Annotated in this window: 24 protein-coding genes and 2 pseudogenes; 8 read left to right on the forward strand and 18 right to left on the reverse strand. The window is 71.0% G+C overall.

What is annotated here, in order from left to right; genetic code table 11:
* Window positions 1-5: 5 nt before the first annotated feature.
* Window positions 6-1,454, reverse strand: coding sequence for a GTPase HflX (gene hflX, locus O7605_RS12035; protein WP_269739267.1), 1,449 nt, complete (start codon window positions 1,452-1,454; stop codon window positions 6-8).
* A gap of 175 nt (window positions 1,455-1,629) precedes the next feature.
* On the opposite strand from hflX, the gene O7605_RS12040 reads away from it, so the two are divergent.
* A complete protein-coding gene (locus O7605_RS12040; protein WP_269739268.1) occupies window positions 1,630-3,102 on the forward strand; it encodes an NAD-dependent malic enzyme in 1,473 nt (490 codons plus the stop codon).
* Between the two features lie 79 nt (window positions 3,103-3,181).
* Window positions 3,182-4,285 carry an IS30 family transposase gene (locus O7605_RS12045; protein ID WP_269737567.1) on the forward strand — a complete coding sequence of 368 codons (1,104 nt, stop codon included), beginning with the start codon at window positions 3,182-3,184 and terminating at the stop codon, window positions 4,283-4,285.
* 64 nt (window positions 4,286-4,349) lie between these two features.
* On the opposite strand, the gene dapF is transcribed toward O7605_RS12045, so the two are convergent.
* From dapF to O7605_RS12060, 3 genes are read right to left on the reverse strand one after another with little or no spacing between them, the layout of a single operon-like run.
* Window positions 4,350-5,189 carry a diaminopimelate epimerase gene (gene dapF / locus O7605_RS12050; protein WP_269739269.1) on the reverse strand — a complete coding sequence of 280 codons (840 nt, stop codon included), beginning with the start codon at window positions 5,187-5,189 and terminating at the stop codon, window positions 4,350-4,352.
* A gap of 7 nt (window positions 5,190-5,196) precedes the next feature.
* The gene (gene miaA / locus O7605_RS12055; protein ID WP_269739270.1) at window positions 5,197-6,114 is read right to left on the reverse strand and encodes a tRNA (adenosine(37)-N6)-dimethylallyltransferase MiaA; all 918 of its coding nucleotides are present in this window, start codon (window positions 6,112-6,114) and stop codon (window positions 5,197-5,199) included.
* A complete protein-coding gene (locus O7605_RS12060; protein ID WP_269739271.1) occupies window positions 6,111-6,842 on the reverse strand; it encodes a class III extradiol dioxygenase subunit B-like domain-containing protein in 732 nt (243 codons plus the stop codon). The genes miaA and O7605_RS12060 overlap by 4 nt, the downstream gene beginning before the upstream one ends.
* Before the next feature lie 250 nt (window positions 6,843-7,092).
* Between O7605_RS12060 and O7605_RS12065 the strand changes: the two genes are divergently transcribed.
* On the forward strand, window positions 7,093-8,301 hold the full coding sequence (locus O7605_RS12065; RefSeq protein WP_164445606.1) for a DUF349 domain-containing protein: 1,209 nt from the start codon (window positions 7,093-7,095) through the stop codon (window positions 8,299-8,301).
* A 300-nt stretch (window positions 8,302-8,601) separates the two neighbouring features.
* On the forward strand, window positions 8,602-9,975 hold the full coding sequence (locus tag O7605_RS12070) for a pectate lyase family protein (RefSeq protein ID WP_164445607.1): 1,374 nt from the start codon (window positions 8,602-8,604) through the stop codon (window positions 9,973-9,975).
* A gap of 95 nt (window positions 9,976-10,070) precedes the next feature.
* On the opposite strand, the gene miaB is transcribed toward O7605_RS12070, so the two are convergent.
* The 3 genes from miaB to selD form a co-directional block, all read right to left on the reverse strand.
* Window positions 10,071-11,567 (reverse strand): tRNA (N6-isopentenyl adenosine(37)-C2)-methylthiotransferase MiaB, encoded by a 1,497-nt coding sequence (gene miaB, locus O7605_RS12075; RefSeq protein WP_269739272.1) that lies wholly within the window; start codon window positions 11,565-11,567, stop codon window positions 10,071-10,073.
* A gap of 85 nt (window positions 11,568-11,652) precedes the next feature.
* Window positions 11,653-12,132, reverse strand: coding sequence for a hypothetical protein (locus O7605_RS12080; RefSeq protein WP_164445609.1), 480 nt, complete (start codon window positions 12,130-12,132; stop codon window positions 11,653-11,655).
* A gap of 215 nt (window positions 12,133-12,347) precedes the next feature.
* Complete coding sequence (gene selD / locus O7605_RS12085; protein ID WP_269739273.1) at window positions 12,348-13,337, reverse strand: selenide, water dikinase SelD; 990 nt, start codon at window positions 13,335-13,337, stop codon at window positions 12,348-12,350.
* Window positions 13,338-13,525: 188 nt separating this feature from the next.
* On the opposite strand from selD, the gene O7605_RS12090 reads away from it, so the two are divergent.
* The 4 genes from O7605_RS12090 (at window position 13,526) to O7605_RS12105 (ending at window position 16,851) form a co-directional block, all read left to right on the forward strand.
* Entirely contained in the window at window positions 13,526-14,272 is a 747-nt protein-coding gene (locus O7605_RS12090; protein ID WP_269739274.1) for an amino acid ABC transporter ATP-binding protein, read from the forward strand.
* A gap of 60 nt (window positions 14,273-14,332) precedes the next feature.
* Window positions 14,333-15,199 carry a glutamate ABC transporter substrate-binding protein gene (locus tag O7605_RS12095; RefSeq protein WP_269739275.1) on the forward strand — a complete coding sequence of 289 codons (867 nt, stop codon included), beginning with the start codon at window positions 14,333-14,335 and terminating at the stop codon, window positions 15,197-15,199.
* Between the two features lie 81 nt (window positions 15,200-15,280).
* Window positions 15,281-15,955, forward strand: coding sequence for an amino acid ABC transporter permease (locus O7605_RS12100; RefSeq protein WP_269739276.1), 675 nt, complete (start codon window positions 15,281-15,283; stop codon window positions 15,953-15,955).
* Window positions 15,955-16,851, forward strand: coding sequence for an amino acid ABC transporter permease (locus tag O7605_RS12105; RefSeq protein ID WP_269739277.1), 897 nt, complete (start codon window positions 15,955-15,957; stop codon window positions 16,849-16,851). Before O7605_RS12100 ends, O7605_RS12105 begins: the two co-directional genes overlap by 1 nt.
* 61 nt (window positions 16,852-16,912) lie before the next feature.
* Here O7605_RS12105 and rny read toward each other — a convergent pair whose 3' ends face one another.
* The 11 genes and pseudogenes from rny to O7605_RS12160 all read right to left on the reverse strand — a co-directional run bounded on the left by rny (window position 16,913) and on the right by O7605_RS12160 (window position 26,746).
* Entirely contained in the window at window positions 16,913-18,679 is a 1,767-nt protein-coding gene (gene rny, locus O7605_RS12110; protein ID WP_269739278.1) for a ribonuclease Y, read from the reverse strand.
* The gene (locus O7605_RS12115; RefSeq protein ID WP_269739279.1) at window positions 18,676-18,801 is read right to left on the reverse strand and encodes a hypothetical protein; all 126 of its coding nucleotides are present in this window, start codon (window positions 18,799-18,801) and stop codon (window positions 18,676-18,678) included. The genes rny and O7605_RS12115 overlap by 4 nt, the downstream gene beginning before the upstream one ends.
* 651 nt (window positions 18,802-19,452) lie before the next feature.
* Window positions 19,453-20,190, reverse strand: a complete 738-nt coding sequence (locus tag O7605_RS12120; protein ID WP_269739280.1) for a regulatory protein RecX — start codon at window positions 20,188-20,190, stop codon at window positions 19,453-19,455.
* Window positions 20,191-20,199: 9 nt separating this feature from the next.
* Complete coding sequence (locus O7605_RS12125) at window positions 20,200-20,700, reverse strand: hypothetical protein (RefSeq protein WP_269742610.1); 501 nt, start codon at window positions 20,698-20,700, stop codon at window positions 20,200-20,202.
* Window positions 20,701-20,871: 171 nt separating this feature from the next.
* Window positions 20,872-21,426: pseudogene (locus O7605_RS32105) on the reverse strand (LAGLIDADG endonuclease); the annotation flags it as partial.
* Window positions 21,427-21,486: 60 nt separating this feature from the next.
* Window positions 21,487-22,338: pseudogene (recA, locus tag O7605_RS12135) on the reverse strand (recombinase RecA); the annotation flags it as partial.
* Window positions 22,339-22,523: 185 nt separating this feature from the next.
* Window positions 22,524-22,724, reverse strand: coding sequence for a DUF3046 domain-containing protein (locus tag O7605_RS12140; RefSeq protein ID WP_269739281.1), 201 nt, complete (start codon window positions 22,722-22,724; stop codon window positions 22,524-22,526).
* Window positions 22,725-22,728: 4 nt separating this feature from the next.
* Window positions 22,729-24,111, reverse strand: a complete 1,383-nt coding sequence (locus O7605_RS12145; protein WP_269739282.1) for an MFS transporter — start codon at window positions 24,109-24,111, stop codon at window positions 22,729-22,731.
* 68 nt (window positions 24,112-24,179) lie between these two features.
* Window positions 24,180-25,319 (reverse strand): acyl-CoA dehydrogenase family protein, encoded by a 1,140-nt coding sequence (locus tag O7605_RS12150; RefSeq protein ID WP_269739283.1) that lies wholly within the window; start codon window positions 25,317-25,319, stop codon window positions 24,180-24,182.
* Between the two features lie 20 nt (window positions 25,320-25,339).
* Complete coding sequence (locus O7605_RS12155; RefSeq protein WP_269739284.1) at window positions 25,340-25,975, reverse strand: hypothetical protein; 636 nt, start codon at window positions 25,973-25,975, stop codon at window positions 25,340-25,342.
* 69 nt (window positions 25,976-26,044) lie between these two features.
* Window positions 26,045-26,746: a UdgX family uracil-DNA binding protein gene (locus O7605_RS12160; RefSeq protein WP_269739285.1), complete on the reverse strand. Its 702-nt coding sequence runs from the start codon at window positions 26,744-26,746 to the stop codon at window positions 26,045-26,047.
* Between the last annotated feature and the right edge of the window lie 58 nt (window positions 26,747-26,804).

Consider the following 26,804-nt stretch of genomic DNA (forward strand, 5'->3'; position numbering starts at 1 on the left):
GGCGATCACCGCGCGGTACGGGCCGCCTGCGCCGTGTCATGGTACGGGGTCAGTTCGGCCGCGAGTGCCTCGTTGACCCGTACGTGCAGCATCGTCCCGTCCGGCAGGTGGGCGGTGCTGAGCACCTCGCCCTGCCGGTGCAGTCGGGCCACCAGGTCGCCCCGGTCGTAGGGCAGCACCACGCGCAGCTCGACCGCCGGGCGGGGCAGCCGCCGCTCGATCGTCTCGCGCAGGTCGTCGATGCCCCGGCCGTTGTGTGCGGAGACGAAGACCGCGTCGGGCCAGAGCCGCTTGAGCCGCAGCAGGGTCTCCTCGTCGGCCGCGTCGGTCTTGTTGACCACCAGCAGCTCGGGCAGCCGGTCGGCGCCGACCTCACCGAGCACCTCGCGGACGGCCCGGACCTGCTCCTCCGGGTCGGGGTGGGCGCCGTCGACCACGTGCACGACCAGATCCGCCTCGGCGACCTCCTCGAGCGTCGACCGGAACGCCTCGACGATCTGGTGCGGCAGGTGCCGGACGAAGCCGACGGTGTCGCTCAGCGTGTAGACCCGGCCGTCGGACGTGGTGGACCGGCGGGTGGTCGGGTCGAGCGTGGCGAACAGGGCGTCCTCCACCAGCACACCCGCCCCGGTCAGGCGGTTGAGCAGGCTGGACTTGCCGGCGTTGGTGTAGCCGGCGATCGCCACCGCGGGCACCGCGTTGCGGGTCCGGCGGGCGCGCTTGGTCTCGCGTACCGTCCGCATGGCCTTGATCTCCCGGCGCAACCGGGCGATCCGGTGGCGGATGCGCCGCCGGTCGGTCTCCAGCTTGGTCTCACCGGGACCACGGACGCCGACGCCGCCGCCGGCACCGCCACCCCGACCCGACCCACCGGTCTGCCGGGACAACGTCTCACCCCAGCCGCGCAGCCGGGGCAGGAGGTATTCCAGCTGGGCCAGCTCGACCTGGGCCCGCCCCTCCTTGCTCTTGGCGTGCTGGGCGAAGATGTCGAGGATCAGCGCGGTCCGGTCGACCACCTTGACCTTGGTGCGCTGCTCCAGGTTGCGCAGCTGGGACGGGGACAGCTCACCGTCACAGATCACCGTGTCGGCGCCGGCGGACAGCACCACCGAGCTGAGGTCGTCGACCTTGCCGCGACCGATGTAGGTCGCCGGGTCGGGGCGATTGCGTCGCTGGATGAGCCCTTCGAGCACCTGTGAGCCGGCGGTCTCCGCCAGCGCGGCCAGCTCGGTGAGGGAATTCTCCGCGTCGAGGAGGGTGCCTTCGGTCCAGACGCCGACCAGAACCACCCGCTCCAGTCGGAGCTGTCGGTATTCGACCTCGGTGACGTCGGTCAGCTCGGTGGAGAGACCGGGGACCCGTCGCAGCGCCTGCCGTTCGGAGAGCTCGTACTCGCCGGTGGTGGTGTCGAGCTCGTCGTCGGGGATGGAAACGTAGGTCTCCTGGTCTCGCAAGCGATCTCTCCTGTCCGTTCTGTGCACGTACCGAGTAATCCTGACATGTGTCAACGCCCGGTGCACCTGGTATATGCCCACCTGCGGACCGGCGGGAGCGGGGGCGGATGCCGGCGGCCCGGGGCGGGCGAGTAGAAATGCGGACGAGCCGTTCAGCGCCGACGGAGGGACCTGCGTGGCCACGACCCGACTGCCCAGTGCCGGATTCTCGATCACGATCCGGATCGCCGTGCCCGCCGACGCCTCCTCGATCGGCCGGCTCACCACTTCGGTGGGTGAGGCCGGGGCGATCGTCACCGCGCTGGACGTGGTCGACTCCGATCCGACGAACGTGATCGTCGACCTGACCTGCGACACCGCCGACGCCGGTCACGCCGACCAGGTGGTCGACGCGCTCAGCGCGCTCGACGGCGTGGACGTCCGCAAGGTTTCCGACCGCACCTTCCTGCTGCACCTCGGCGGCAAGATCGAGGTCAGTCCGAAGGTCGCGCTGCGCAACCGGGACGAGCTGTCGCGGGCGTACACCCCAGGGGTGGCCCGGGTGTGCCAGGCGATCGCGGACAACCCCGCCGACGCCCGCCGGCTGACCATCAAGCGCAACACGGTGGCGGTGGTCAGTGACGGCTCGGCCGTGCTGGGGCTGGGCAACCTCGGTCCCGCCGCGTCGCTGCCGGTGATGGAGGGCAAGGCGGCGCTGTTCAAGCGCTTCGGCGGGGTGGACGCCTGGCCGGTGGTGCTGGACACGCAGGACACCGACGAGATCGTCACCATCGTCAAGGCGATCGCGCCCGCGTACGGCGGGATCAACCTGGAGGACATCGCCGCGCCGCGCTGCTTCGAGATCGAGGCCCGGTTGCGCGAGGCGTTGGACATCCCGGTCTTCCACGACGATCAGCACGGCACCGCCATCTGTGTGCTGGCCGCGCTGACCAACGCGCTGCGCGTCGTCGGCAAGCAGCTCGCGGACGTCCGGGTGGTGGTCTCCGGCGCGGGCGCCGCCGGCACCGCGATCATGAAGCTGCTGCTGCGCCAGGGCGTCGGTGACATCATCGCGTACGACCGGCAGGGCGCCCTGCACCGTGGCCAGGCCGACCTCAACCCGGCCTGGCGGTGGCTGGCCGAGAACACCAACGCCGACGGCTACTCGGGTGACCTGCCCGGTGCGCTGGCCGGTGCCGACGTCTTCATCGGGGTGAGCGCGCCGAACCTGCTCACCGGCGACGACATCGCCACGATGGCGAAGGACGCGATCGTGTTCGCGTTGGCGAACCCGGACCCGGAGGTCGACCCACGGGAGGCGCGCAAGCACGCCGCGGTCGTCGCCACCGGCCGCTCCGACCAGCCAAATCAGATCAACAACGTGCTCGCCTTCCCCGGCGTCTTCCGTGGCATGCTCGACGCGCACGCCGAGGAGTTCACCGAGGAGATGGCGATCGCCGCCGCCCGGGCCATCGCCGACGTGGTCGGCGAGGAAAAAATCAACCCGACGGTCATCGTGCCCAGCGTCTTCGACTCCCGGGTCGCCCCGGCGGTCGCCGCCGCCGTCCGCGCCGCCGCCCAGAACCCCACCGTCACCCCACCCCCCGCCGCCGACCCCGGCCCCGCCGACCTCCCCGAAATCGCCGCCTCCGCCTCCGCCACCCCCTGACCCTCCCCTCCCCGCCCACCCTGACCGGCGTTGATCATGAGGTTAGCGGCGGTTTGAAGATGGCGGATTCTAGGGTTCAGTGCAACTGATCTTGGTTGTGCTGGAGGTGTTGGTGGCCAGGCCGGGTGTGGTGACGTTCGGGCATCGGCAGGTGTTGGAGCATTTGTGGGGGTCGGGGCGAACGATCTCGCAGATCGCGGGGCTGTTAGGCGTGCCGGTGTGCACGGTGTCGCGGGAGGTCGCGCGGTATCACAGTGCGCGGCACGGGACGAAGAATCCGCTCGGGCGGTCGTTGCCGCCCGGGCGGGCTCGTCGGCCGTATCGGTGGGGGTATCAGGCGCAGTGGGCGCAGCGGCGGGCTGACGCGGCTCGGCGGCGGCCGCAGGCGTCGAAGCTTCGGCCGGGCACGCGGCTGCGGCACACGGTGGCGGGGAAACTGGCGCGTAGGTGGTCTCCGAAGCAGATCGCCGCGTGGTTGCGGGCCACGTACGCCGACCGTCCGGAGTCACAGGTGTCCCACGAGACGATCTACCAGGCGATCTACGTGCAGTCGCGGGGCAACCTGCGCGCGGAGTTGGGTCGGCAGGTGGCGCTGCGTTCGGGTCGTACCCAGCGGCGCCCGCAGTCACGCGCCGCGGGTGCCGCCCGTCGCCGGCGGCCCTGGATCGGGGATCTGCACATCAGCACCCGGCCCGCGGAGGCCGCTGACCGGGCCGTGCCCGGGCACTGGGAAGGTGACCTGGTCATCGGCAAGGCCGGCGCCTCGGCGATCGTGACGCTGGTCGAACGCAGCACCCGCTACGTGATGCTCGGCGCCCTACCCAACGGCCGTGACAGCGAAGCCGTCATCGCCGTGCTCACCACCCTGGCCACCCGGATGCCGGCACACCTGCGCCGGTCGCTGACCTGGGACCAAGGCACCGAGATGGCCACCCACCCGAGATTCACCGTCGCCACCGGCTGCCCGGTCTACTTCTGCGACCCCCACAGCCCCTGGCAACGCGGCAGCAACGAAAACACCAACGGCCTACTGCGCCAGTACTTCCCCAAAAGCAGCTACGACTTCCGCACCATCGACCAGACCGGCCTGGACGAGGTCGCCCACGAACTCAACACCCGACCCCGCGAAACGCTGGACTGGGACACCCCAGCCCAACGCCTCGCACACCTCATCGCTCCCTAACGATTGCACTCACCCCTTGACCCCAAGGATCGACAACTGCCGCTAACCTCATGATCAACACGGGTCAGAGCGGGGGGAGGGTGAGCTGGCCGGTGGCGACGAGGAGGGCGGGGCCGGAGAGCCAGCAGGAGTCCTCGTCCACGGTCACGGTTAGGCGGCCGCCGGGGACGTCGACGGCGACAATCCCGGTCTGCCGGTTGGCGTCGCGTAGGGCCACGGCGGCGACGGCGCAGGCGCCGGTGCCGCAGGAGAGGGTCTCGGCGGAGCCACGCTCGTGGACGCGCATCAGCACGTGTGCGTCGACACCGGCCACCGGCGCGCCGGCGGCGGTGAACTCGACGTTGACGCCGTTGGGGAAGACCGCCGGGTCGACGTCGGGGGCGCGGGTCAGGTCCAGCCCGGCCAGTTCCAGCCCGGCGGGTAGCGGGCAGACCAGGTGGGGATTGCCGACGTCCACCGCCGTGCCGGGCAGGGTCAGCCCGCCCAGGGCGGCGGCGGAGGCGTCGTACAGCCGGGGTCGTCGCATCTCGACCGCGATGGTCTCGCCGTCGACCCGGGCCCGCACGACGCCGGCCCTGGTCGCCACCGGCAGCGCGTCACCGGACGGGACGGCGAACCCGGTCGCCAGCAGGTACCGGACGAAGACCCGGGCGCCGTTGCCGCACATCTCGGCGAAGGAGCCGTCGGAGTTCCAGTAGTCCATGAACCACTCGGCCTCGCCGGCCAGGGCGGCGCCGTCGGGGTGCTTGGCGGCGCGGACCACCCGCAACACGCCGTCCCCGCCGAGGCCGCGGCGCCGGTCACAGATCGCCGCGACCAGCTCGGGAGTCAGGTCGAGCGCGCCGTCCGGGTCGGGCAGGATGACGAAGTCGTTGCCGGTGCCGTGCCCCTTGGTGAACTCCACGTCCCCATCATCGCGCAGTCCCACCGAGGATCCGCAGTGCGGCCCCGACCAGCTCCGGATCGGCCGAGTCGAGCCAGTGCACCCGGGGATCGCGGCGGAACCAGGAGCGCTGGCGGCGGACGAAGCGACGGGTGGCCCGGACCGTCTCGTCGTACGCCTCGGTCTCGGTCAGCTCGCCGGACAGGAGACGCAGCACCTGCTGGTAGCCGAGCGCCCGGCTCGCGGTACGCCCGTGCGGCAGGCCGCGCTCGACAAGCCCCCGGGTCTCGGCGACCAGCCCGTCGGCCCACATCCGGTCGACCCGCAGCGCGATCCGCTCGTCGAGCCGGGCGGTGTCCAGATCCACCCCGATCTGCACGGCCGGGTAGTGAGGCGTCGGCTCGGGCAGCGCCGCGGTGAACGGCCGGCCGGTCAGCTCGATCACCTCCAGGGCGCGTACGATCCGCCGGCCGTTGCCGGGCAGGATGCCGGCCGCCGCGGCCGGGTCGGCGTCGCGCAGTCGCGCGTACAGCGGTGCCGGTCCGAGCGCGGCCAGTTCGCCTTCCAGGCGTTCGCGCAGCGCGGGGTCGGTGCCGGGGAACTCGAACTGTTCCAGCACCGCCCGCACGTAGAGTCCGGACCCACCGACCAGCAGCGGCACCCGGCCCCGGGCGAGCACGTCGTCGACCGCCGCCCGGGCCAGCCGCTGGTACTCCGCCACGCTGGCCGGCTCGGTGACCTCCCAGATGTCGAGCAGGTGATGGGGCACGCCGTCGCGTTCGGCGACGGTGAGCTTCGCCGTGCCGATGTCCATGCCCCGGTAGAGCTGCATCGAGTCGGCGTTGACCACCTCGCCGTCGAGCGCGTGCGCCAAGGCGATGCTCAGGGCCGACTTGCCGGCGGCCGTCGGCCCGACGACCGCGACCACGGTGCCCGGGGTGGTCACGGCCGCTCCCAGTTCGCCACGAGGTAGCCCACCCCGTAGGGCGCGGCGTGGTAGCGCAGTTCGCCGCGCCACGGGCCGCCCGCCGCCCGAGCGGCACCGGCGAGCACCTGCCACGGCGCCCGGCCGGCGACCCTGAGCTGCGTCGACCGGCCGGGGTCGAGGCCGAGCAGGGCGTCGCCGTCCGCCTCGGCCAGGGCCCGCGCGACCGTCTCGTCGTACGCCTCGGCGCGCGGATCGGCGTAGCCGGGTGCCTTCTCGCCGCGGCAGGCCGAGCCGTCCCCCATGACCAGCAGCGCCCACGGCTGTGGCGGCCCGAGCCGGGCACCGAGGTCGACGCAGGCCTGGACGGGTTCGTCGGCACCGACCGTCGTCATCCGCCAGTCCGTGCCACGGGTCCCGGCCGTCGGTTGCCGGTTCAGCAGCCAGGCACCGACAAGCAGGCTGAGGGGTAGTCGGTCGGTGCCCACCGGCCCGTCGGAATGGCTGCCGAGACGGACCTCAAGCGGCACCCCCCACGGTGCGAAGCTGCCCCGGAACGGGGCGTCGAGGTCGGCGTTGCGGTCGCCGGCCCCGAGCACCACGACGGTCCGCGCTCCGGAGTCGAGCAGCCGGGAGACGGCGGCGTCACAGGCGGCGCGCAGGTCGTCCAGCTCGGACGCGGCGGCACCGGCGATCTCGGGGACGAGCAGCGGCGGGTGGGGGCAGACTGCGGCGGCGACCAGTGGCACCAGGCAACCGTAGCGGCCCGGTCCGGCTGGGTGCCGCGTGCCGCCCGGCAGGGACGACGCGCCGTACGGTCGAAAGCGGCACGCCGGTCGGATGGCCCAGACAGGCCCTAGGACACCGTATGGTCACGGTCGGCGATAGGCGCTCGACGCGGACCGGGGCGCACCTGTGACAATGCCCGGAGAAACTTGGCTGCGCCGTGGCGGCGCCCGGGAGACTGCTCCCTGGTGCCGGGAGAACGAGGATGGGCACATGAGCGACTGGACTGCCTTCGGACGGGTGGACGCGGACGGCACCGTTTACGTCAAGACCGCCGAGGGCGAGCGGGTGGTCGGATCCTGGCAGGCGGGAGCACCGGAGGAAGGGCTGGCACACTTCGCACGCCGCTTCGCCGACCTGGTGACCGAGGTGGATCTGACCGAAGCACGGCTCAACTCCGGTGCGGCGGACGCCAACCATTCGCTCGCCACCATCCGACGGATCCGTGCTTCCCTCCCCGAGGCTCACGTCGTCGGCGACATCGACGCCCTGGCGACCCGGCTCGACAAGCTCGCCACCGTTGCCGAGGAGAAGGCCGGTGAGGCCCGGGCGGCGAAGGAGGCCGCCCGCGTCGAGGCGCTCGCCCGCAAGACCGCCCTGGTGGAGGAGGCCGAGAAGCTGGCTGCCGAGTCGACCGGTTGGAAGACCGCCGGTGACCGGCTCAAGGAGATCCTCGACGAGTGGAAGACCATCCGGGGGGTCGACAAAAAGACCGATGGCGAGTTGTGGAAGCGGTTCGCCGCCGCCCGGGACGGCTTCACCCGCCGCCGAGGTGCCCACTTCGCCTCCCTCGACGCGCAGCGCAAGCAGGCGCAGACGGTCAAGGAGGAGCTGGTCGCCGAGGCCGAGAAGGTCGCCGAATCGACCGACTGGGCGGCGACGGCCAACCACCTCAAGAACCTGATGACGCAGTGGAAGGCCGCGCCGCGCGCCTCGAAGGAGGCCGAGCAGAAGCTCTGGGAACGGTTCCGGGCCGCCCAGGACGCCTTCTTCAGCCGGCGTAGCGAGGTTTTCTCCGCCCGGGACAACGAGCAGCGCGCCAACCTGGAGCGCAAGCAGGCACTGCTCGCCGAGGCCGAGGCGCTCGACATCGACGGCGACCCGAAGGGCGCCCAAGCGAAGCTGCGGGAGATCCAGGCGCAGTGGCACGAGGCCGGTCGGGTGCCGCGCGAGGCGGCAGCCGGGCTGGAGCGCCGGCTGCGCGCAATCGACGAGAAGGTCCGCGAGGTGATGGACTCGGCCTGGCGGCGCACCAGCCGGGAGGACAATCCGCTGCTGGCCCAGATGCGTTCGCAGGTCGCGGAGGCAGAGGAGCGGCTGGCCCGGGCGCAGGCCGCGGGTGACACCCGACGGATCAAGGAGGCCGAACAGGCGCTGGAGTCCAAGCGCCAGTTCCTCAAGCTGGCTGAACAGTCGAGCTGAGTCGCGTCGGCTACCGAGCCCCCGCCCTTTGAGGCGGGGGCTCCGTTGTGTCCGTCCCGCCGGTACTTGACGACCAGACGAAGCGCGTTCGGGCGGCACACCCTTTACATCGACGACCGTCTGTGGTTCGCTGAGGAAAGCGCTTACCTATGGGCACGGCACGGGAGCCATCCGTACAGCGCAGTCAGCAATTGGTAAGTCCATTGGCAGGGACGGCCCGACCGGCACGCCCGTCTGGGCACCGGGCAAACGCGGATCGAGCCGACCATCCCTGCGCACCCTCTCCGAGAGGAAGCGACCATGCGCACCGCACGGCGTCGTACGACGCTGCTCGCCACCACCGCCTCGGCCACCGCCGCACTGCTCGCCGCCGGGGTACTCACCGCCGTCACCGCCCACGCCGCGGCCGGCTGCCAGGTCAACTACTCGGTCGCCGGCGAGTGGCCGGGCGGCTTCACCGGCAACGTCGTCGTCACCAATCTCGGCGACCCCATCTCCGGCTGGACCCTGCGCTGGTCGTACAGCGCCGGGCAGCAGGTCGTCAGCCCCTGGAACGCGACGATCTCGCAGAGCGGGAGCCAGGTGACCGCCACCAATGTCGCCTACAACGGCAACATCCCCACCAACGGGAACGTCTCGTTCGGGTTCAACGGCTCCTGGAACAACTCCAGCAACCCGGCCCCGACGAGCTTCACCCTCAACGGCGTGTCCTGCACCGGCGGCGTCACGCCAACCACCCCCGGCGGAACCACGCCGCCACCCACCACCACACCACCGACCACTCCGCCACCGACCACTCCGCCACCCGGCCCGGTACCGACGGGTCTGGTCGGCTGGGCCACCCAGAACGGTGGCACCACCGGCGGAGGTAACGCCTCCTCCACCACGGTCACCAGCGAGTCGGCGCTCCGTTCGGCAGTCAGTTCGTCAAGCGCCGCGGTTATCCGGGTGTCCGGCACGATCAGCTGCTCCGGCATGCTCAGCGTGGGCAGCAACAAGAGCATCCTCGGCGTCGGCTCGTCGGCCACGATCTCCGGTTGCGGCTTCAACATCAATGGCAGCCGGAACGTGATCATCCGTAACATCAACTTCCGCAACTGGAACGACGACGCCATCAACGTGCAGGAGTCGGCCACCAACGTCTGGGTGGACCACAACTCGTTCACCAACGGCTACGACGGCGCGGTGGACATCAAGCGCGGCTCCGACTACATCACGGTGTCCTGGAACCGGGTGTTCAACCACGACAAGTCCATGCTGCTCGGGCATTCCGACAACAACAGCAGCCAGGACCGCGGCCACCTGCGGGTGACCTACCACCACAACTGGTTCGACGGTTCCGGCAGCCGGCACCCGCGGGTGCGGTTCGGTAACCCGGTCCACGTGTTCAACAACTACTACTACAACAACGACTACGGCGTCGCGTCGACCATGGGCGCCGGCGTGCTCGTCGAGGGCAACTACTTCGAGTCCGTCGACGACCCGACCCTGGTCGGGTACGCCGCGTCGGGCCCGGGGACGTTGGTCCAGCGCAACAACCACTTCGTCAACTCCGGCAGCCCGCAATCGTCGGGCAGCGTGGCGAGCATCCCGTACTCGTACTCGCTGACCAGCGCCAGCCAGGTCAAGTCGGTCGTCACCAACGGCGCAGGCACCGGCAAGATCGGCCTGTAACCGTCGGTTTCACGGTGTTCCCCGGCCACCCGGTGGCCGGGGAACACACCTGCCTCACGCCGGTAGACGCCTGCCGAACTCGACCCGGCGCTCGGTCAGCGTACGCAGGCCGACTCGGCCGGCGGCGCGGCCGGCGGCACGCCCACCGTGGGCAGCCCCAGCGACACCCCGCCGGTACGCGGCACCCGTCCGGCCTCAACCGCGTCACCGGCCCTGGTCCGCCGGTGCGACAGGGGTTGACCGTCGGCGTTCAGATGGTGCGGAGCAGCGTAGGTGACCGTGGTCTCAACGAGGTCACCCGGGCGGATCGCACCCGCCAGCGACCCCACGTCGAAGTGCACCAGGCGGCCGTCGCAGGCCCGGCCCGACATCCGGCCGGTCCGCTCGTCCTTGCGGCCCTCACCGACGGCGACCAGCACCTCGACGGTCTCGCCGACGAGCTTCTTGTTCTCCGCCCAGGTGATCTCCTCGACGCAGGCGATCAGCCGCTCGTACCGCTCCTGCACGACCTGCTTGGGCAGTTGGCCGTCCATGCTCGCGGCGGGCGTGCCGGGGCGCTTGGAGTACTGGAAGGTGAAGGCGGAGGCGAACCGCGCCTCGCGGACCACGTCGAGGGTGCGCTCGAAGTCCGCCTCGGTCTCGCCGGGGAAGCCGACGATGATGTCGGTGGTGATCGCCGCGTCGGGCATCGCGGCGCGGACCTTCTCGATGATCCCCAGGTACTTCTCCGACCGGTACGACCGGCGCATCGCGCGCAGCACGTCGTCCGAGCCGGACTGCAACGGCATGTGCAGCGAGGGGCAGACGTTCGGCGTCTCGGCCATCGCCGCAATCACGTCGTCGGTGAAGTCCTTCGGGTGCGGGCTGGTGAACCGGACCCGCTCCAGCCCGTCGATCTCGCCGCAGGCGCGCAGCAGCTTGCCGAAGGCGTACCGGTCGCCGAACTCGACGCCGTAGGAATTGACGTTCTGCCCGAGCAGGGTCACCTCCAGCACGCCCTCGTCGACAAGCGCCCGGACCTCGCTGAGGATGTCGCCGGGGCGGCGGTCCTTCTCCCGGCCGCGCAGCGACGGCACGATGCAGAAGGTGCAGGTGTTGTTGCAGCCCACCGAGATCGACACCCAGCCGGCGTAGGTCGACTCGCGGCGGGTCGGCAGCGTCGAGGGGAAGACGTCGAGGGATTCGAGGATCTCCACCTCGGCGGCGGCGTTGTGCCGGGCGCGCTCCAGCAGCACCGGCAGCGAGCCGATGTTGTGGGTACCGAAGACCACGTCCACCCACGGTGCCCGGCGGACGATGTCGCCCCGGTCCTTCTGGGCCAGGCAGCCACCGACGGCGATCTGCATCCCCGGGTGCCGGTTCTTGACCGGACGCAGGTGACCGAGGTTGCCGTAGAGCCGGTTGTCCGCGTTCTCGCGGACCGCGCAGGTGTTGAACACCACCACGTCGGGGGTGTCCTCGGCCTCGCCCGCGCGGACGTAACCCGCCTGCTCCAGCAGGCCGGAAATGCGCTCGGAGTCGTGCACGTTCATCTGGCAGCCGTAGGTGCGCACCTGGTAGGTGCGCGGGCCGCCCGCCGCTGCGGTAGTCATGACGTGCACAGCGTAGCTGGGCCCGAGGAATCGGACGCAAACGTGATGCACTGCGGCAGCCGACCCGCCGCGGCGTCGTAGGACCTCAGGCGGCGGCCAGGGCGGGGTTCACCGAGTCGGGCGCCCAGCGGGAGCGGCGGCAACGCGACCAGCCCCGGCAGCGCGGATCCGCCTCGGTGCACAGCCGGCGGTCGCTGAGCACCTCGCCGTCGTCGGTCTCCCGCACGTCGAAGTGGACCGGGCGGATGCTGCCGTCCGGGGCCACCAGCAGGTGCCGGGTGTCGTCGAGCGTGTCGTCACGCAGGACGCAGTTGCGGCCGAGCAGCCGGGCCAGCGCCGCGACGCTGGGCAGCTCGGGCAACTCGTCCGGTACGCCGTAGCAGTCCACGATCGTGGCGAACTCCCCCGGCGCCTGCCAGACGTCGCAGACCACCGCGTACGTCGGCAGCCGCAGCGGATCCGCCACCGCCAGCGGCATCACCACCCGACCGAGCGCGTCGGCCAGCGCCGGGTAGACCTCCACCGGTCGTACCTGGTCGATTCTCCAGTTCCACAGCTCGGTCATGCCGTCTCCTCGCTGTGCTCGTCCCCACCGGCCTCCGGATCGGGCCATACGACGATGGTGGGGGGCATTTGCCCCCAGCCGGGGGCAAGTTACCGGTCTGTGACCATTCTGGCCCAAATTTCCCGGAGCATCATCGCTCCAGGTAGCGGGAAGATGACAGTTTATCGGGTATCGTGCGCGTTCCCACGCAACGGCACGCGTACCGAAACCTGCGTTCAGCGCAGGACGACCCGGTGTTCCCCGGGAGGCAGCAGCTCACCGATCACCGGGGCGCCCGGTATCTCCCCGGCGATCAGCAGCCCGCCGGAGGTCTGCGCGTCGGCCAGCAGCAGCCGATCCTGCTCGGTGGCGGCGCCGAAGTCCGTCCACGGGGTCACCCACTCCAGGTTGCGGCGGGAACCACCGCTGACGTACCCGTCCCGGACCGCCTCGCGGGCACCGGCCAGGTACGGCACCCGGGCGGTGTCGATCGCCACCGTCAGCCGGCTCGCCCGGGCCAGCTTCGAGGCGTGCCCGAGCAGACCGAATCCGGTCACGTCGGTGCCGCAGCGCACGCCGGCCGCCACGGCCACCCGCGCGGCGTCCCGGTTCAGCGTGGTCATCGCCGCCACCGCCGCCGGGAAGCTCTCGCCGGTGCTCTTGTGGCGGGTGTTGAGCACGCCGACGCCGAGCGGTTTGGTAAGCGACAGCGGCAGACCGGCCCGCCCGGCGTCCAGGGTGATCAGCTCTTCCGGCCGGACCAGCCCGGTGACGGCCAGGCCGTACTTCGGGCCGTCATCGTCGACGCTGTGCCCACCGGCCAGGTGGCAGCCCGCCGCGCGGGCCACGTCCAGGCCACCGCGCAGCACCTCGCGGGCCAGTTCCAGCGGCAGCACCTCGCGCGGCCAGCAGAGCAGGTTGAGCGCCACCAGCGGGCTGCCGCCCATCGCGTACACGTCGGACAGCGCGTTGGTGGCGGCGATCCGACCCCAGTCGTACGCGTCGTCGACCACCGGGGTGAAGAAGTCCGCCGTGGTCACCAGGCCGGTGCGCTCGTCCAGCCTCACCACCGCGGCGTCGTCGCCGTGGTCCAGCCCGACCAGCAGCTCGGCGGTGCCGGCGGTAGGGCCGAGACCGGCCACCATCGCCTCCAGCTCGCCCGGCGGGATCTTGCAGGCACAGCCGCCGCCACGGGCGTAGCGGGTCAGCCGCACGGGCTCGGTCATCTCCTCATGATCTCCGTCACGGGAGCGGGACGCCAGCCGGGTCGGTCAAATTCGGACGGCGGAGTCGGATCATCCATGGTGTTACCGCTCCGTGACCATCTGAGTTGTGTTCCGCCACTTCACCCCGCCTACAGTGGCCGCTACCGGGGGTCGACCGACTCCCGACAGCGACGAGGAGGACAGACGACGTGGCGACGGGCGAACCGCTCATCGTGCTGGACTCGGTCAACAAGTGGTTCGGGCCGCTGCACGTACTCGACGACGTCTCGCTGTCGGTGGGCCGGGGCGAGGTGGTCGTGGTGATCGGCCCGTCCGGCTCCGGCAAGTCGACGCTGTGCCGCACCATCAACCGGCTGGAGCCGATCAACTCCGGCACCATCACCTTCGACGGGCAGGCGCTGCCGGCCGAGGGCAAGGCCCTGGCCAGGCTGCGCAGCGAGGTCGGCATGGTGTTCCAGTCGTTCAACCTCTTCGCGCACAAGACGATCCTGGAGAACGTCACCCTCGGCCCGATCAAGGTCCGCAAGGAGAAGCCGGCGGCGGCCCGGGAGCGAGGGCTGGCCCTGCTCGACCGGGTCGGCATCGCCAACCAGGCCGACAAGTACCCGGCCCAGCTCTCCGGCGGCCAGCAGCAGCGCGCCGCGATCGCCCGCGCGCTGGCCATGCAGCCCAAGGCGATGCTCTTCGACGAGCCCACCAGCGCGCTGGACCCGGAGATGGTCGGCGAGGTGCTGGACGTGATGACCTCGCTCGCCCGCGACGGCATGACCATGGTCGTGGTCACCCACGAGATGGGCTTCGCCCGGCACGCCGCGAACCGGGTCATCTTCATGGCCGACGGCAAGCTCGTCGAGGACGCCGCTCCGACGGAGTTCTTCGCGAACCCGCGCAGCGAGCGCGCCAAGGACTTCCTCTCCAAGATCCTCACCCATTAGGCGTCCGGTAGTGGGGCGGGCCGTGACCCGGCCGGCTCCAGTCGAAGAAGGAGATCAGGTATGCGAATGAAGCGGATGGCGGCGGTTGCCGCCGTTGCCGGCCTCGCGGTCGCGATGACCGCCTGCGGCGGGGACAGCGACGAGGGCGGCTCCGGCACGGGCGCCGGTGGCATCGTCGGCAAGGCCGAGAGCCAGAACAAGCTGGTCATCGGCGTCAAGGCCGACCAGCCCGGCCTGGGTCTGCAGACCGGCAGCCAGTACGAGGGCTTCGACATCGAGATCGCGAAGATCATCGCGAAGGGCCTCGGCGTCGAGGAGAGCGGCATCGAGTGGAAGACCACCGTGTCGGCCAACCGGGAGCCCTTCATCGAGCAGGGCACCGTCGACCTGGTGGTGGCCACCTACACCATCAACGACGAGCGCAAGCAGAAGGTCAACTTCGCCGGACCGTACTACATCGCCGGCCAGGACCTGCTGGTCAAGTCGGACTCCACCCTCACCGGCCCGGACCAGCTGGCGGGTAAGACGGTCTGCTCGGTGACCGGCTCGACGCCGGCCAAGCGGATCACCGAGAACTACCCGGACGCCAAGCTGCAGCAGTTCGACGCGTACTCGAAGTGCCTGCCGCTGCTGGAGAACGGTCAGGTCGACGCGGTGACCACCGACGACATCATCCTCGCCGGCTACGCCGCGCAGGACCAGTACGCCGGCAAGTTCAAGGTGGTCGGCCAGACCTTCTCCGACGAGCCCTACGGCATCGGCCTGAAGAAGGACGACACCGACGGCTGCGAGAAGGTCAACGAGATCCTCAAGGCCGCCGCCGAGGACGGCAGCTACAAGGCTGCCTGGGACGCCACCCTGGGCAAGAGTGGCACCCCCGCGCCCGAGCTGGACACCACCAAGATGACCCACTGCGGCGCTGTCTGACCGGTACCGGAGCCGGCACCCGTTACGGGTGCCGGCTCCGGCCTGTCACCGGCCCTCATCACGTGCCCCGGGAGCCGAAGCATGGACGTATTCACCGATCCGGAGAACTTCGACGCATTCGTGTCGGGTTTCGTCTGGATCCTCAAGCTGACCGGCGCGTCCGCGGTCTGCGCGCTGGTCATCGGCGTGCTGCTGGCCGCGATGCGGGTCTCCCCCGTACCCGTGTTGCGCGGCTTCGGCGCGGCCTGGGTCAACATCTTCCGCAACACCCCGCTGACCCTGGTCGTCTTCTTCTGCTACTTCGGGCTGTACGCCACCCTCGGGCTGAGCCTGTCTCAGGAGCTCGACGTCAATATCTACTGGCTCGGGGTGATCGGCCTGTCGACCTACACCGCCGCCTTCGTCTGCGAGGCGGTGCGCTCGGGCATCAACACCGTGCCGACCGGCCAGGCCGAGGCGGCCCGGGCGATCGGGCTGTCGTTCGCGCAGACGCTGCGGATCGTGGTGCTGCCGCAGGCCGCCCGCTCGGTGATCGCGCCCTTCGGCAGCATCCTGATCGCGCTCTGCAAGAACGCCACGATCGTCGGCACCATCGGGCTCGTCGAGGCCTCCAGCGTCATGAAGGACCTGCTCAACAGCTACGGTAACGCCGTCATTCTGATCTTCCTGGTCTTCGCCGGCACGTTCGCCGCACTGCTCATCCCCACCGGCTACTTCTTCGGCTGGCTGGCCAACCGTCTGGCGGTGAAGCGCTGATGAGCACCAGCAACGTCCTCTACGACCACCCGGGCCCCCGGGCCAAGGTGCGCAACGCGGTGCTCAGCGTCGTCTTCGGCGTCGCGCTGCTCGCCCTGCTCTACTGGATCTACACGAAGTTCGATCAGGCGAACCAGTGGGAGCCCCGGCTGTGGGAGCCGTTCACCCGGTCGGCCACCTGGACCCAGTTCATCCTGCCGGGGCTGTGGGCCACTTTGAAGGCGGCTGGCGTCGGCATGGCGCTGTCGCTCGCCTTCGGCGTCGTCTTCGCCTTCGGCCGGCTCTCCGACCGCTGGTGGATCAGCGTGCCGGCCGGCATGGTGGTGGAGTTCTTCCGCGCCGTCCCGCTGCTGCTGATGATCTTCTTCATCTTCTACGGCGTGCCGTTCCTCATCCAGGGACCGGTGACCGCCTTCTGGGCCGTGGTGATCGGCCTGACCCTCTACAACGGCTCGGTGCTCGCCGAGGCGTTCCGGGCCGGCATCCGGGCCGTGCCCGGCGGGCAGTCCGAGGCGGCGTACGCGATCGGCATGCGCAAGAACCAGGTGATGCGGATCATCCTGCTCCCGCAGGCCGCCCGCGCCATGCTGCCGATCATCGTCAGCCAGTTGGTGGTGCTGCTCAAGGACACCGCGCTCGGCTACATCGTGGCCTACCCGGAGCTGCTCCAGCGCGGTGTCAACGACCTCGCCGCCAACTACGGCAACATCATCGCCTGCGCGATCGTCGCCGCCGTCATCTACATCGTGATCAACTCGATGCTCACCTGGTTCGCCGGCTGGCTGGACCGGCGCACCGGTGCCCGGGCCTTCCGGGTACCGAAGCAGACCGCACCGGCCGGAGCGGCGGACTCCACCCCCGAGGGCGGCGCCACCGTCTCCGAGCCGCAGGGCTGAGCGGTGTCAAGGAAGGGCCCCTGCTCGACTCGTTGCGGCGAGCAGGGGCCCTTCCTTACGCCTAACGGGCGATCTCGGTGACCCTGGACTCGCGAACCACCGTCACCCGGATCTGCCCCGGATAGGTCAGCTCCTCCTCGACCTGCTTGGCCACGTCCCGGGCCAGCACCGCCGCACCGATGTCGTCGACGTCGTCGGGCTTGACCATCACCCGGATCTCCCGGCCCGCCTGCATCGCAAAGACCTTGTCCACCCCGACCTTGCCGGCGGCGATCTCCTCGATGCGTTCCAGCCGCTTGACGTACGCCTCCAGGCTCTCCCGCCGCGCTCCCGGCCGCCCGCCCGAGCAGGCGTCCGACGCCTGGGTCAGCACCGCCTCCACGGTCTGCGGCGGCACCTCGTTGTGGTGCGCCTCGATGGCGTGCACCACGTCCTCGCTCTCCCCGTACTTACGGGCCACGTCCGCGCCGATGATGGCGTGGCTGCCCTCCACCTCGTGCGTGAGCGCCTTGCCGATGTCGTGCAGGAACGCCGACCGCTTGATCAACGGCACGTCCAGCCGCAGCTCGGCCGCCATCACCCCGGCGATGTGCGCGGTCTCCACCAGGTGCTTGAGCACGTTCTGCCCGTACGACGTGCGGTAGCGCAACCGGCCCAGCAGGGTGACCAGCTCCGGGTGGATCTCGGTGATGCCGACCTCCACCAGGGCGTCCTCGGCGGCCCGGTGGCAGAGCTGGTCGACCTCCTGGCGGGCCAGCTCGTGCACCTCCTCGATGCGGTGCGGGTGGATCCGACCGTCCAGCACCAGCTTCTCCAGCGTCAACCGGCCCACCTCCCGGCGCACCGGGTCGAAGCAGGACAGCAGCACCGCCTCGGGAGTGTCGTCGATGATCAGGTTCACCCCGGTGACCGACTCGAAGGCGCGGATGTTGCGGCCCTCCCGGCCGATGATCCGACCCTTCATCTCGTCGCCCGGCAGGTGCAACACGCTGACCACGCTCTCGGCGGTCTGCTCGCTGGCCACCCGTTGGATGGCGTCGACCACGATGTGCCGGGCCCGCTGCTCGGCGGTCGACCTCGCGTCGGATTCGATGTCCCGGACCAGCAGCGCGGCCTCCCGCTTCGCCTGGCCCTCGATCGCCTCGACCAACTCGGCCCGCGCGGCGTCGGCGGTCAACCCGGCGACCCGCTCCAACTCACGTCGCCGCTGGTTCTCCACCTCGGCGAGATCGGCCTCCCGCTCGACAAGCGCCGCCTCACGGGCCGCCAGCGCCGCGTTGGCCGCGGTGAGCTGGCGTTCCCGCTCCGCGAGCCGCTCCACCTCCTCGGTGTGCAGCCGCTCCCGCTCGTCCATCCGGGTCGCCCGCCGCTCCACCTCGGCCGCCTGCTCCCGGGTGGTCGCGGCCAACACCGCAACCTCCCGTTCACCGCTGCGCCGGGCCGCCGTGCGCAACTGCTCGGCGTCCGCCTCGGCCTGCTTGTGCGCCCGTTCCAGCACCGTGTCCGCCTCGGCACGGGCGTCGTCGAGCACCCGACGCGCCTCCGCCCGGGCGGCCTTCGCCTCGGCCTTGGCCCCCGCCGCCTCGGCACGAGCCGCCGCAGCCGCCGACTTCGCCACATCGATTGTGCTGTTCACCTCGTCGGCGGCGGTACGCAGCGCGGCCAGCGACTGCTCCTGCCGATCCTTCTCCGCGACGTACGCCGGATCCTCCGGTGCCGGACGCGTCAGCAACCCCCGCATCATCCGCACCCCGAACAGCACCGCGCCGAGCACCACGAGGGTCAGCACCAGCACGGCGACCAGGATGACGACGTCGAAGGCGCTCACCGGTCGGCTCCGTCCGGACCGTCACCGGCCACCACGGCAACGGCAGGTGGACCGGAACTCTGCTCACCGTCGTCGCCGGCACCGGAATCCGCCGCGCCGGGAGCACCCGCCCCCGCGCTCATGCCGACGCCCCGTTCCGCCGCGCACCCTTGGCGGGCAGCGCCGAACAGAGCCTCACGGTCGGCCCGCTCCGCTCGCTCATGCCGGGACTCCGGTGAACCTGTGCCGCCTCGCCATGGCGCGCCTCCCCTGAACCGTCGCGCCGCAACAGCCTGCCGGGTGGGCACGCTCCTGCGACTCTGGACGCCCGACCGGAGCGCATGGCCGTGGGTTGGCTTCCTCCGCCGACGTCCTGACGGCCGTGGGCGGGCCGGGTGCAGTGTCACGCGAGCCCGGACCGGCCCGTCCGGAGCTGACGTACGCGGCCGAAGGTGCCGGCCAAAGTGATGCTGTTCTGTTACGGGATCTATGTTGTGCGCTTAGCCTGCGCTTGGTCGGGCAATGTGAGCCTTTATGGCGAGGCTAGGTCTCAACCGGCCTCCGGTCAAGAACAGATGATCAAACCACCCGGACGGAGAGAAGTTAACTCGTCACCCTCCGCCAATGAACACTCGGACGCCAGCGGGCAAAAAAGACGAACGACCAACACCGAGTTGACCTCATCGGGGCTGGTCACGTCACGGAGGCGGGCGTCGCACCCGCGCTCGTCGCATCGCCCACGGCTCCGGGCGAGATCACAATTGGTGAGACGGCACGACGGCACGAACGCGCGGTCAGCGGTCGATCTCACCCTCGGCGTCGGCGAGGGCGTCGGCGTCGATCTGCTCGGCGAACTCGGCCGCCTCGGCGCTCTGCGCGGCGATCGCGTCCTTCACCGCCCGGATCGCGACACCGGCCGGGTAGCCCTTGCGGGCCAGCATGCCGACCAGCCGCCGGAACACCGCGTCCGGCTCACCCCGGGCGGTCCGCAGCTTCCGCTCCACCAGCGCGCGGGCGGTCTCCGCCTCGGTGGTCTCGTCCAGCTCGTCCAACGCCTCGCTGGCCGTGTCGCCGTCCACGCCGCGCTGACGCAGCTCGTTGGCCAGTGCCCGGCGAGCCAGCCCACGGCCGGCGTGCCGGCTACTCACCCAGGCCCGGGCGAACGCGGCGTCGTCGATGATGCCGACCTCGTCGTACCGGTCGAGGACCTGAGCGGCGGTCTCCTCGGAGATGCCCCGCCGCGCCAACACGGTGGCCAGCTCGGCACGGGTACGCGGGCGCACCGCGAGCTGCCGCAGACAGATCTCCCGGGCCACCTCGGCCTCGTCACGAGGCGCGGCTGCCGCGGCACCGGATGCCGAGCCGCCGGCCCGTCGGGCGGAACCGGCCCGGCCCGACGCGTCCGACGGGTCATCCGGGTCGGCGGGGCCTCCGGCGGCGCGGCGGCCCCGCCGGGGACGTGGTGTGGCGTCACCCGCGCGGGGCGGGCTGGCATCCCAGCCCCGCCCCGTGCGGGCACGTCGTCCTGCCACGACTCAGGATCAGAAGTCGACCGGCGGCAGCTCCGGGCCACCGGCGGCGTCGCCCGCGCCGACCCCGACGCCGAGCTTCTCCAGGATCTTCTTCTCGATCTCGGCGGCCACGTCCGGGTTCTCCCGGAGGAACTCGCGGGCCTTCTCCTTGCCCTGGCCCAGCTGGTCGCCCTCGTAGGTGTACCAGGCACCGGACTTGCGGATGATCGACTGCTCGACACCGACGTCGATCAGCGAACCCTCACGAGAGATGCCCTTGCCGTACATGATGTCGAACTCGGCCTGCTTGAACGGGGACGCGACCTTGTTCTTCACAACCTTGACCCGGGTCCGGTTACCGACCACGTCGGTGCCGTCCTTCAGGCTCTCGATGCGCCGCACGTCGAGCCGGACCGAGGCGTAGAACTTCAACGCCCGACCACCCGTCGTCGTCTCGGGGCTGTTGTGCACCATGACGCCGTCGACGAAGTAGTTGTGGTTGCCCTCGACCTCGATGTCGAACCGGTTCATCGAGCGGGTCTTCGGCTTGACCCGGACATCGATGACCCGTGCCGGCACCGGCATCAGCTCCGCCGCGACGAACTGCGGCTCGACGGCGCACCGGCCCCGGAAGCGCGGCAGCAGCTTGGCCTCCATCGCCGCCGGCACGTAGGGAGCAACCAGTTCCTGGAACCTCGCCGACGACTCGGTGGTGAAGACGATCGACGCCGTCTGCCGGGCCCCCCGGGCGACCAGCTTCACGTCCATCCCGTACGCGTCGCGCAGATGCTCCACCAGACGGTCGCGGCTGCCCTCCGCCATCGCCTCGACGCAGATCTCGATCCGGCCGGAACCGCCGGCCGTACGCTCCTGCAGGCCCTTGGAGCGGACGGTGAAGCAACCGTCATCCATGTACCACACCGCGAGCGCCAGCGGAGTCAGCGCCTTGAGGTAGTCCCAGTTGAGGTGCTTCTTGCCGTCGCCCAGGTAGACCGCGCGCTGTAGCTCGCCCAACTCCGGCAGCGGAGTGAAATCGACGAAAGCCGCGCCCCGTGCGTCGGTGCGCCGGGAGTGGCCGATGTTGCCGAGCAGCGAGACCTTCCAGTCGAGGTAGTCGACCTGCTGTGCACCGTGGCCGAGCCGGAAGCGGACACCGGAGCGGTCCTGGCGGTTCGGCGACAGGGCGCCGTCGTCCATCAGCGAGCCGAGCACGACCTGCCACTGCTGGTCGCTCAGCCGGCGTGACTCGGCGAGCATCACCCGGTCACCGGCGATCAACTCACCCGCCTCCCGCCAGCCCCCCGGAGTGCGTACCAGGTGGTTGGCGGTGGCGGCGAACTGCGCCCGCCCGTTGCCGCCCGACTTGGCGACGGTGAACTGGAGGAACTGCTCCGCCGGGCCGTTGTTGAACCAGTTGGTGATCCGCTTCGGCTCCACCCGGTCGGTGTCCGGGTTGTAGGAGAGAACCTCGACGTTCATCCGCTGGTTGACGATCTTGCCGATCTTCTCCTGCGTGCCGTCGGCCAGCGTGACCCGGGTCGAGTACGACATGCACCCGAACATGACACCGATCTTCTCGCGGAGCTGGTTGATGAAGATCGCGGTGGTGCCGGTGTTGTTGAGCACGCCGGTGATCTTCCGCAGCGCCTGGCTCATCAGCCGGGCCTGGAGACCGACGTGACTGTCGCCCATCTCGCCCTCGATCTCGGCGCGCGGCACCAGCGCGGCGACCGAGTCGATCACGATGATGTCGATCGCGCCGGAGCGGACCAGCATGTCCGCGATCTCCAGCGCCTGCTCGCCGGTGTCCGGCTGGGAGACCAGCAGGGCGTCGGTGTCGACACCGAGGGCCCTGGCGTACTCCGGGTCGAGCGCGTGCTCGGCGTCGATGAAGGCGGCGATGCCGCCGGCCCGCTGGGCGTTGGCCACCGCGTGCAGGGCGACCGTGGTCTTACCGCTGCTCTCCGGGCCGTACACCTCGACGACCCGGCCACGGGGCAGACCGCCCACGCCGAGCGCCACGTCGAGCGCGATGGAGCCGGTCGGAATGACCGAGGTCTGGATGACCGGTCGCTCCCCCAGCCGCATCACCGAGCCCTTGCCGAACTGCTTGTCGATCTGAGCGAGAGCAAGGTCGAGCGCCTTCTCCCGGTCAGGTCCTGCCGCCATCGTTGCCACCCCTGCCTTCGCCGGCGTCTTTCCTGAGCTTCGCGTCACGCGGGACACGCTAGGCGCTGGGTCCGACAGAAAACCAGCCGACTGGCCGTGGCCTGTGGACGAGCACCTCGCTGTGGACAATAGCCGAACAGGTGTACGACTCGGCAAGAGACACGCGGAAGTAACGAATCGGCTGCTCAGCGTAGTCGGGTGGGGACCCGGTCGGGGTAGGCCGCGACCACGGCACGCCACACCACGTGCGTCTCCACGCCGGCCTTGAGGGCCTGCTCGATGGTCCGCCCACCGAGTTCCGACAACACCTGGTCGCTGGCGATGCTGGCCGCGTACGCGGGCCCGAACGCCTCGGCCAGGCGCGCCCAGAAGTCGGTCAGCCGCACGTGATCAGTCCTTCCTGTCCGGTGCACCCACCGGCACCGGACGCAACGCTAGCGCCAGCAGGGGTGCCACCGCGACCGCGGCGAGCAGGGTGAGCACGGGATAGCCCGCGAGTTGCATGACAAACCCGCTGAGTGCTCCGGCCAACGCGCCGGCCAGCCCCATGAGCAGGTCGGACAGCCCCTGGGCGCTGGGCCGCACCTCGTCCGGCACCGACTCCGACAGCAGGGTGGAGCCGGCCACCATGGTCGCCGACCAGCCGAGCCCGAGCAGGATCAGCCCGACGGTGAGCCGGGGCGTGTGGTGCCCGGCGGTGCCGGCGACCGCGCAGGCGGCCAGCAGCGTCGCGATGCCACCGAGGATCACCGGGCGGCGGCCGAACCGGTCGGCGAGCCAACCGACCACCGGTGCCAGCGCGTACATGCCGGCGATGTGCAGGCTCAGCACCAGCCCGACCACCGGCAGCACCTCGTCGACGGCGTAGTACTCCCGCAGGTGCACCGGGGTCATCGCCATCACCGCCACCATCACCAGGTGGCCCACTGCCACGGCGGACACGCCGAGCCGGGCGGCCGGTCGGGCGCGTACCACCGACCAGGCGGCGCGCATGCCTCCGCCGCGCCGGGCCGGCGCGGCCGGCGCCGGGATCGGGCTGGCCGGGGCGAGCGCGGACGCCGCCTGGGCCGGCTCGGCCGGTGCCGGTGGCGGACCGGGCGGGGTCGGCTCGGACGCGCCGGCCCGGGCCGCCGCGAGCCGGCGCGCGGTGAGCAGCGGGTCGGGCCGCAACCACAGCAGCAGTACGCCGGCGGCGAGCACGAACGCGACGGCGCTGAACGCGAACGGGCCGGACAGTGCCGGCAGCCCCCAGCCGCTGGTGGTCCGGTCGGCGAGGGCGGCGAAGTTCGGGGCGGCCACCGCGCCGATGGTGGTGGCCCAGACGATCAGCGACAGTTGCCGGGCGCGCCGGTCCGGTTCGGCGAGGTCGACCGCGGCGTAGCGGGCCTGGAGGTTGGCGGCGGAGCCGCCGCCGAACAGGAGCATGCCGAGGAAGAGCAGCGGAACCGACCGGGTCGCCGCGGCGAGCACGACGAGCGTCCCACCCACCGCCCCGACCAGGTACGCGACGGCCAGGCCGGGGCGGCGGCCGTGCCCGGTGATGATCCGGGTGACCGGGACGGCGAGCAGGGCCGCACCGACCACGGCGGCGCTCTGCGCCAGGCCGGCCACGGCGGTGCCGGCGATCTCGGCGGCGAGCAGGGCGCCGACGGCGATGCCGATGGTCACGCCGATGCCGCCGACGACCTGGGTGGTGAAGAGCAGCCGCAGGGTGCGCCGCTGGATGGGCGCGACGTCCGGGTGCGCCGGTGTGGTCGTCAGGTCAGTGGCCAACGGGAGGCTCCTTGGTAAGGGGTGACCATCCTTTCGCACCCGACCGACGGTCGGCAGCCCGGTTTTCGTCACAGCCCCAGGCCGCGGCCGATGATCTCCTTCATGATCTCCGTGGTGCCGCCGTAGATGGTCTGCACCCGGCTGTCCAGCCAGGCCCGCGCCACCGGGTACTCCGCCATGAAGCCGTAGCCGCCGTGCAACTGCACGCACCGGTCGGCGACCCGGTTCTGCAACTCCGTGGTCCACCACTTGGCCTTGGCCGCGTCGGTCACCGACAGCCGGCCGGCGTTGAACTCGGCCACGCAGTGGTTGACGAAGGTCCGCGCGATGGTGACCTCGGTGTCCAGCTCGGCGAGGAGGAACCGGTTGTGCTGGAACTTGCCGATCGGCCGGCCGAACGCCTCCCGGGTGCGGGCGTAGTCGAGGGTGAGGGCGAGCAGCCGTTCGGCCGCGGCGACCGCGGCGACCGCGATGCTGAGCCGTTCCCGGGGCAGGTTGGCCATCAGGTGGTAGAAGCCGTGGTTCTCGGTGCCGAGGAGGTTGGCGGCCGGCACCCGGCAGTCGTCGAAGAAGAGTTCGGCGGTGTCGTTGGCCTTCAGCCCGACCTTGGCCAGCCGGCGGCCCCGGCTGAAGCCGGCGGTCCCGGTCTCCACCGCGATCAGGCTCACGCCGTGGGCGCCCTCGTCGGCGGTACGGGCCACCACGATCACCAGGTCGGCCAGCTCACCGTTGGTGATGAACGTCTTCTGCCCGTTGAGCAGGTAGCTGTCGCCGTCGCGGACGGCGGTGGTGCGGACGCCGGCCAGGTCGGAGCCGGCGCCGGGTTCGCTCATGGCGATGGCGGTGACGAGGTCGCCGGAGCAGAACCGGGGCAGCCAGCGCTGGCGCTGCTCCTCGGTGGTCAGCTCGGTGAGGTACGGCGCGACCACGTCGTTGTGCAGGCCGAAGCCGAGCCCGGAGCAGCCCGAGTTGACGATCTCCTCGACCAGGACGGCGTTGTACCGGAAGTCCCGCTGTCCGCCGCCGCCGTAGGTCTCGTCGACGTCCGGCCCGAGCAGTCCGGCGGCACCGGCCTTCCGCCACACCTCGCGGTCGACGATGCCGTCGGCCTCCCAGCGGTCGTGGTGCGGCACGGCCTCGCGGTCCAGGAAGCGCCGGCACAGATCCCGGAACTCGTCGTGGTCGGGCTGGTAGAGGTGCTGCTGCATGGCGGCAAGTGTGGCACCGCTCATGCGGACCGCCCAGCGGCCTCCTCCGGTCGCTGCGGGCCTGCCAGGTCGTGCGGGTGGTGATCGCCGTTCAACCGTCGGCCGAGGCGGCCGGCCCTGACCAGCACCCAGCCGGCCCAACCGGCGAGCGGTGGCACGAACAGGGCGTACATGACCGGCCAGGCCCGCTCCACACCGCCGTGCCAGCCGAGCAGGATCAACCCGGCGAGCAGTGGCAGGCCCGTGACGAGCGCGAGCGCCGCGCCCCGGACGCGCCAGCGGAGGTACGCCGGCAGTTCGGCGCGGAGGCTCTCGTCCTCGGGTGGTTCACCCGTCCGCAGGGCGCGGTTCAGGGCCTGCTCGTCCGCGCGGCGCCGGTCGCGTTCGTGCTGGCGTCGGACCGCGTCCGGCACCGGCCCGGCGCCGGACGACGTCGGCTGCTTCGCGCGCGACTGTGGCTGGACCGACGCCCACAACCAGGCTGGCAGCAGGAACAGGACGAACATGGCACCGGCGAGCACCGCCTCGGCCCAGGGGTCGCGGAACAGCAGCCGGAACCCGACGGCGAGCGGAGTGGCGGCTGCCCACAGCACCACCGGCCGCAGGATCGGTGGGATGCGACGGAACGCCACCGGTCCGGTCCGATCACCTGCCATGGGCTGGTTCTACCCCGCCGGCATGGCGACCAATCTCCACTAGGGATGGTCGATGGCCAGGGTGGCTGGTCAGCCGGTCAGCGCGCGGGAGACGACGGTGAGGTCGGCGACCAGCCCGTCGTACGCCATGTCCTGGTTGTCGGCCCGGAGCACGGCGGACGGATGGATGGTGGCCAGCAGCTGGGCCGATGGTGCGTCGGCGGCGTGGCCGGCGTTGTCGACCGGCACCTGGTGGAAGTCCTCGGGGCGCTGGGCGGCGGCCGGCCAGGGCAGCAGCTCACCGCGCTGACGGGTGACCCGGAACGTCGGGCCGAGCAGCGCCTTCGCGGCGGTCGCCCCGAGTACCACGATCACTTCGGGGGCCAGCTGGGCGAACTCGGCGACCAGCCAGGGCCGGCAGGCGGTGATGTGCACCCGGTCGGGGGTCTGGTGGATGCGCCGCTTGCCGCGCAGCTCGAAGCGGAAGTGCTTGACCGCGTTGGTGAGGTAGATGTGTCCAGGGTCCAGGCCGGCGTCGTCGACCGCCTTGCGGAGCAGCCGACCGGCCGGGCCGACGAAGGGCAACCCCTTCTGGTCCTCCATGTCGCCGGGCTGCTCACCGACGAAGACCACCCGGGCACTGGCGTCGCCCCGGCCGAAGACGGTCTGTGTGGCGTCCCGGTACAGCTCGCAGCCCCGGCAGCCGGCGGCGGCCGCGCGCAGCTCGTCGAGGGTGTCGGCCTGCGGCGGAATGAACCGCTGTGCGCCGGGCGCGGTGTCGGTGTCGGCCATGGCGACTGTTCTACCCGGTTCGGTGCGGCCCACGCGAGCCAGCGACAAGGCAGCAACA

The organism is Verrucosispora sp. WMMA2121 (assembly GCF_027460185.1).
Taxonomy (GTDB): Bacteria; Actinomycetota; Actinomycetes; order Mycobacteriales; family Micromonosporaceae; genus Micromonospora; species Micromonospora palythoicola.

Excerpts from the sequence above, each read along its gene's own strand:
- O7605_RS12065 (WP_164445606.1), top strand. The coding sequence starts at position 7,093 with ATGAGCGACTGGACTGCCTTCGGACGGGTGGACGCGGACGGCACCGTT.
- O7605_RS12070 (WP_164445607.1), top strand. The coding sequence starts at position 8,602 with ATGCGCACCGCACGGCGTCGTACGACGCTGCTCGCCACCACCGCCTCG.
- miaB (WP_269739272.1), bottom strand. The coding sequence starts at position 11,567 with ATGACTACCGCAGCGGCGGGCGGCCCGCGCACCTACCAGGTGCGCACC.
- O7605_RS12080 (WP_164445609.1), bottom strand. The coding sequence starts at position 12,132 with ATGACCGAGCTGTGGAACTGGAGAATCGACCAGGTACGACCGGTGGAG.
- selD (WP_269739273.1), bottom strand. The coding sequence starts at position 13,337 with ATGACCGAGCCCGTGCGGCTGACCCGCTACGCCCGTGGCGGCGGCTGT.
- O7605_RS12095 (WP_269739275.1), top strand. The coding sequence starts at position 14,333 with ATGCGAATGAAGCGGATGGCGGCGGTTGCCGCCGTTGCCGGCCTCGCG.
- O7605_RS12100 (WP_269739276.1), top strand. The coding sequence starts at position 15,281 with ATGGACGTATTCACCGATCCGGAGAACTTCGACGCATTCGTGTCGGGT.
- O7605_RS12105 (WP_269739277.1), top strand. The coding sequence starts at position 15,955 with ATGAGCACCAGCAACGTCCTCTACGACCACCCGGGCCCCCGGGCCAAG.
- O7605_RS12115 (WP_269739279.1), bottom strand. The coding sequence starts at position 18,801 with ATGAGCGCGGGGGCGGGTGCTCCCGGCGCGGCGGATTCCGGTGCCGGC.
- O7605_RS12125 (WP_269742610.1), bottom strand. The coding sequence starts at position 20,700 with ATGAACCGGTTCGACATCGAGGTCGAGGGCAACCACAACTACTTCGTC.
- O7605_RS12150 (WP_269739283.1), bottom strand. The coding sequence starts at position 25,319 with ATGCAGCAGCACCTCTACCAGCCCGACCACGACGAGTTCCGGGATCTG.
- O7605_RS12155 (WP_269739284.1), bottom strand. The coding sequence starts at position 25,975 with ATGGCAGGTGATCGGACCGGACCGGTGGCGTTCCGTCGCATCCCACCG.
- O7605_RS12160 (WP_269739285.1), bottom strand. The coding sequence starts at position 26,746 with ATGGCCGACACCGACACCGCGCCCGGCGCACAGCGGTTCATTCCGCCG.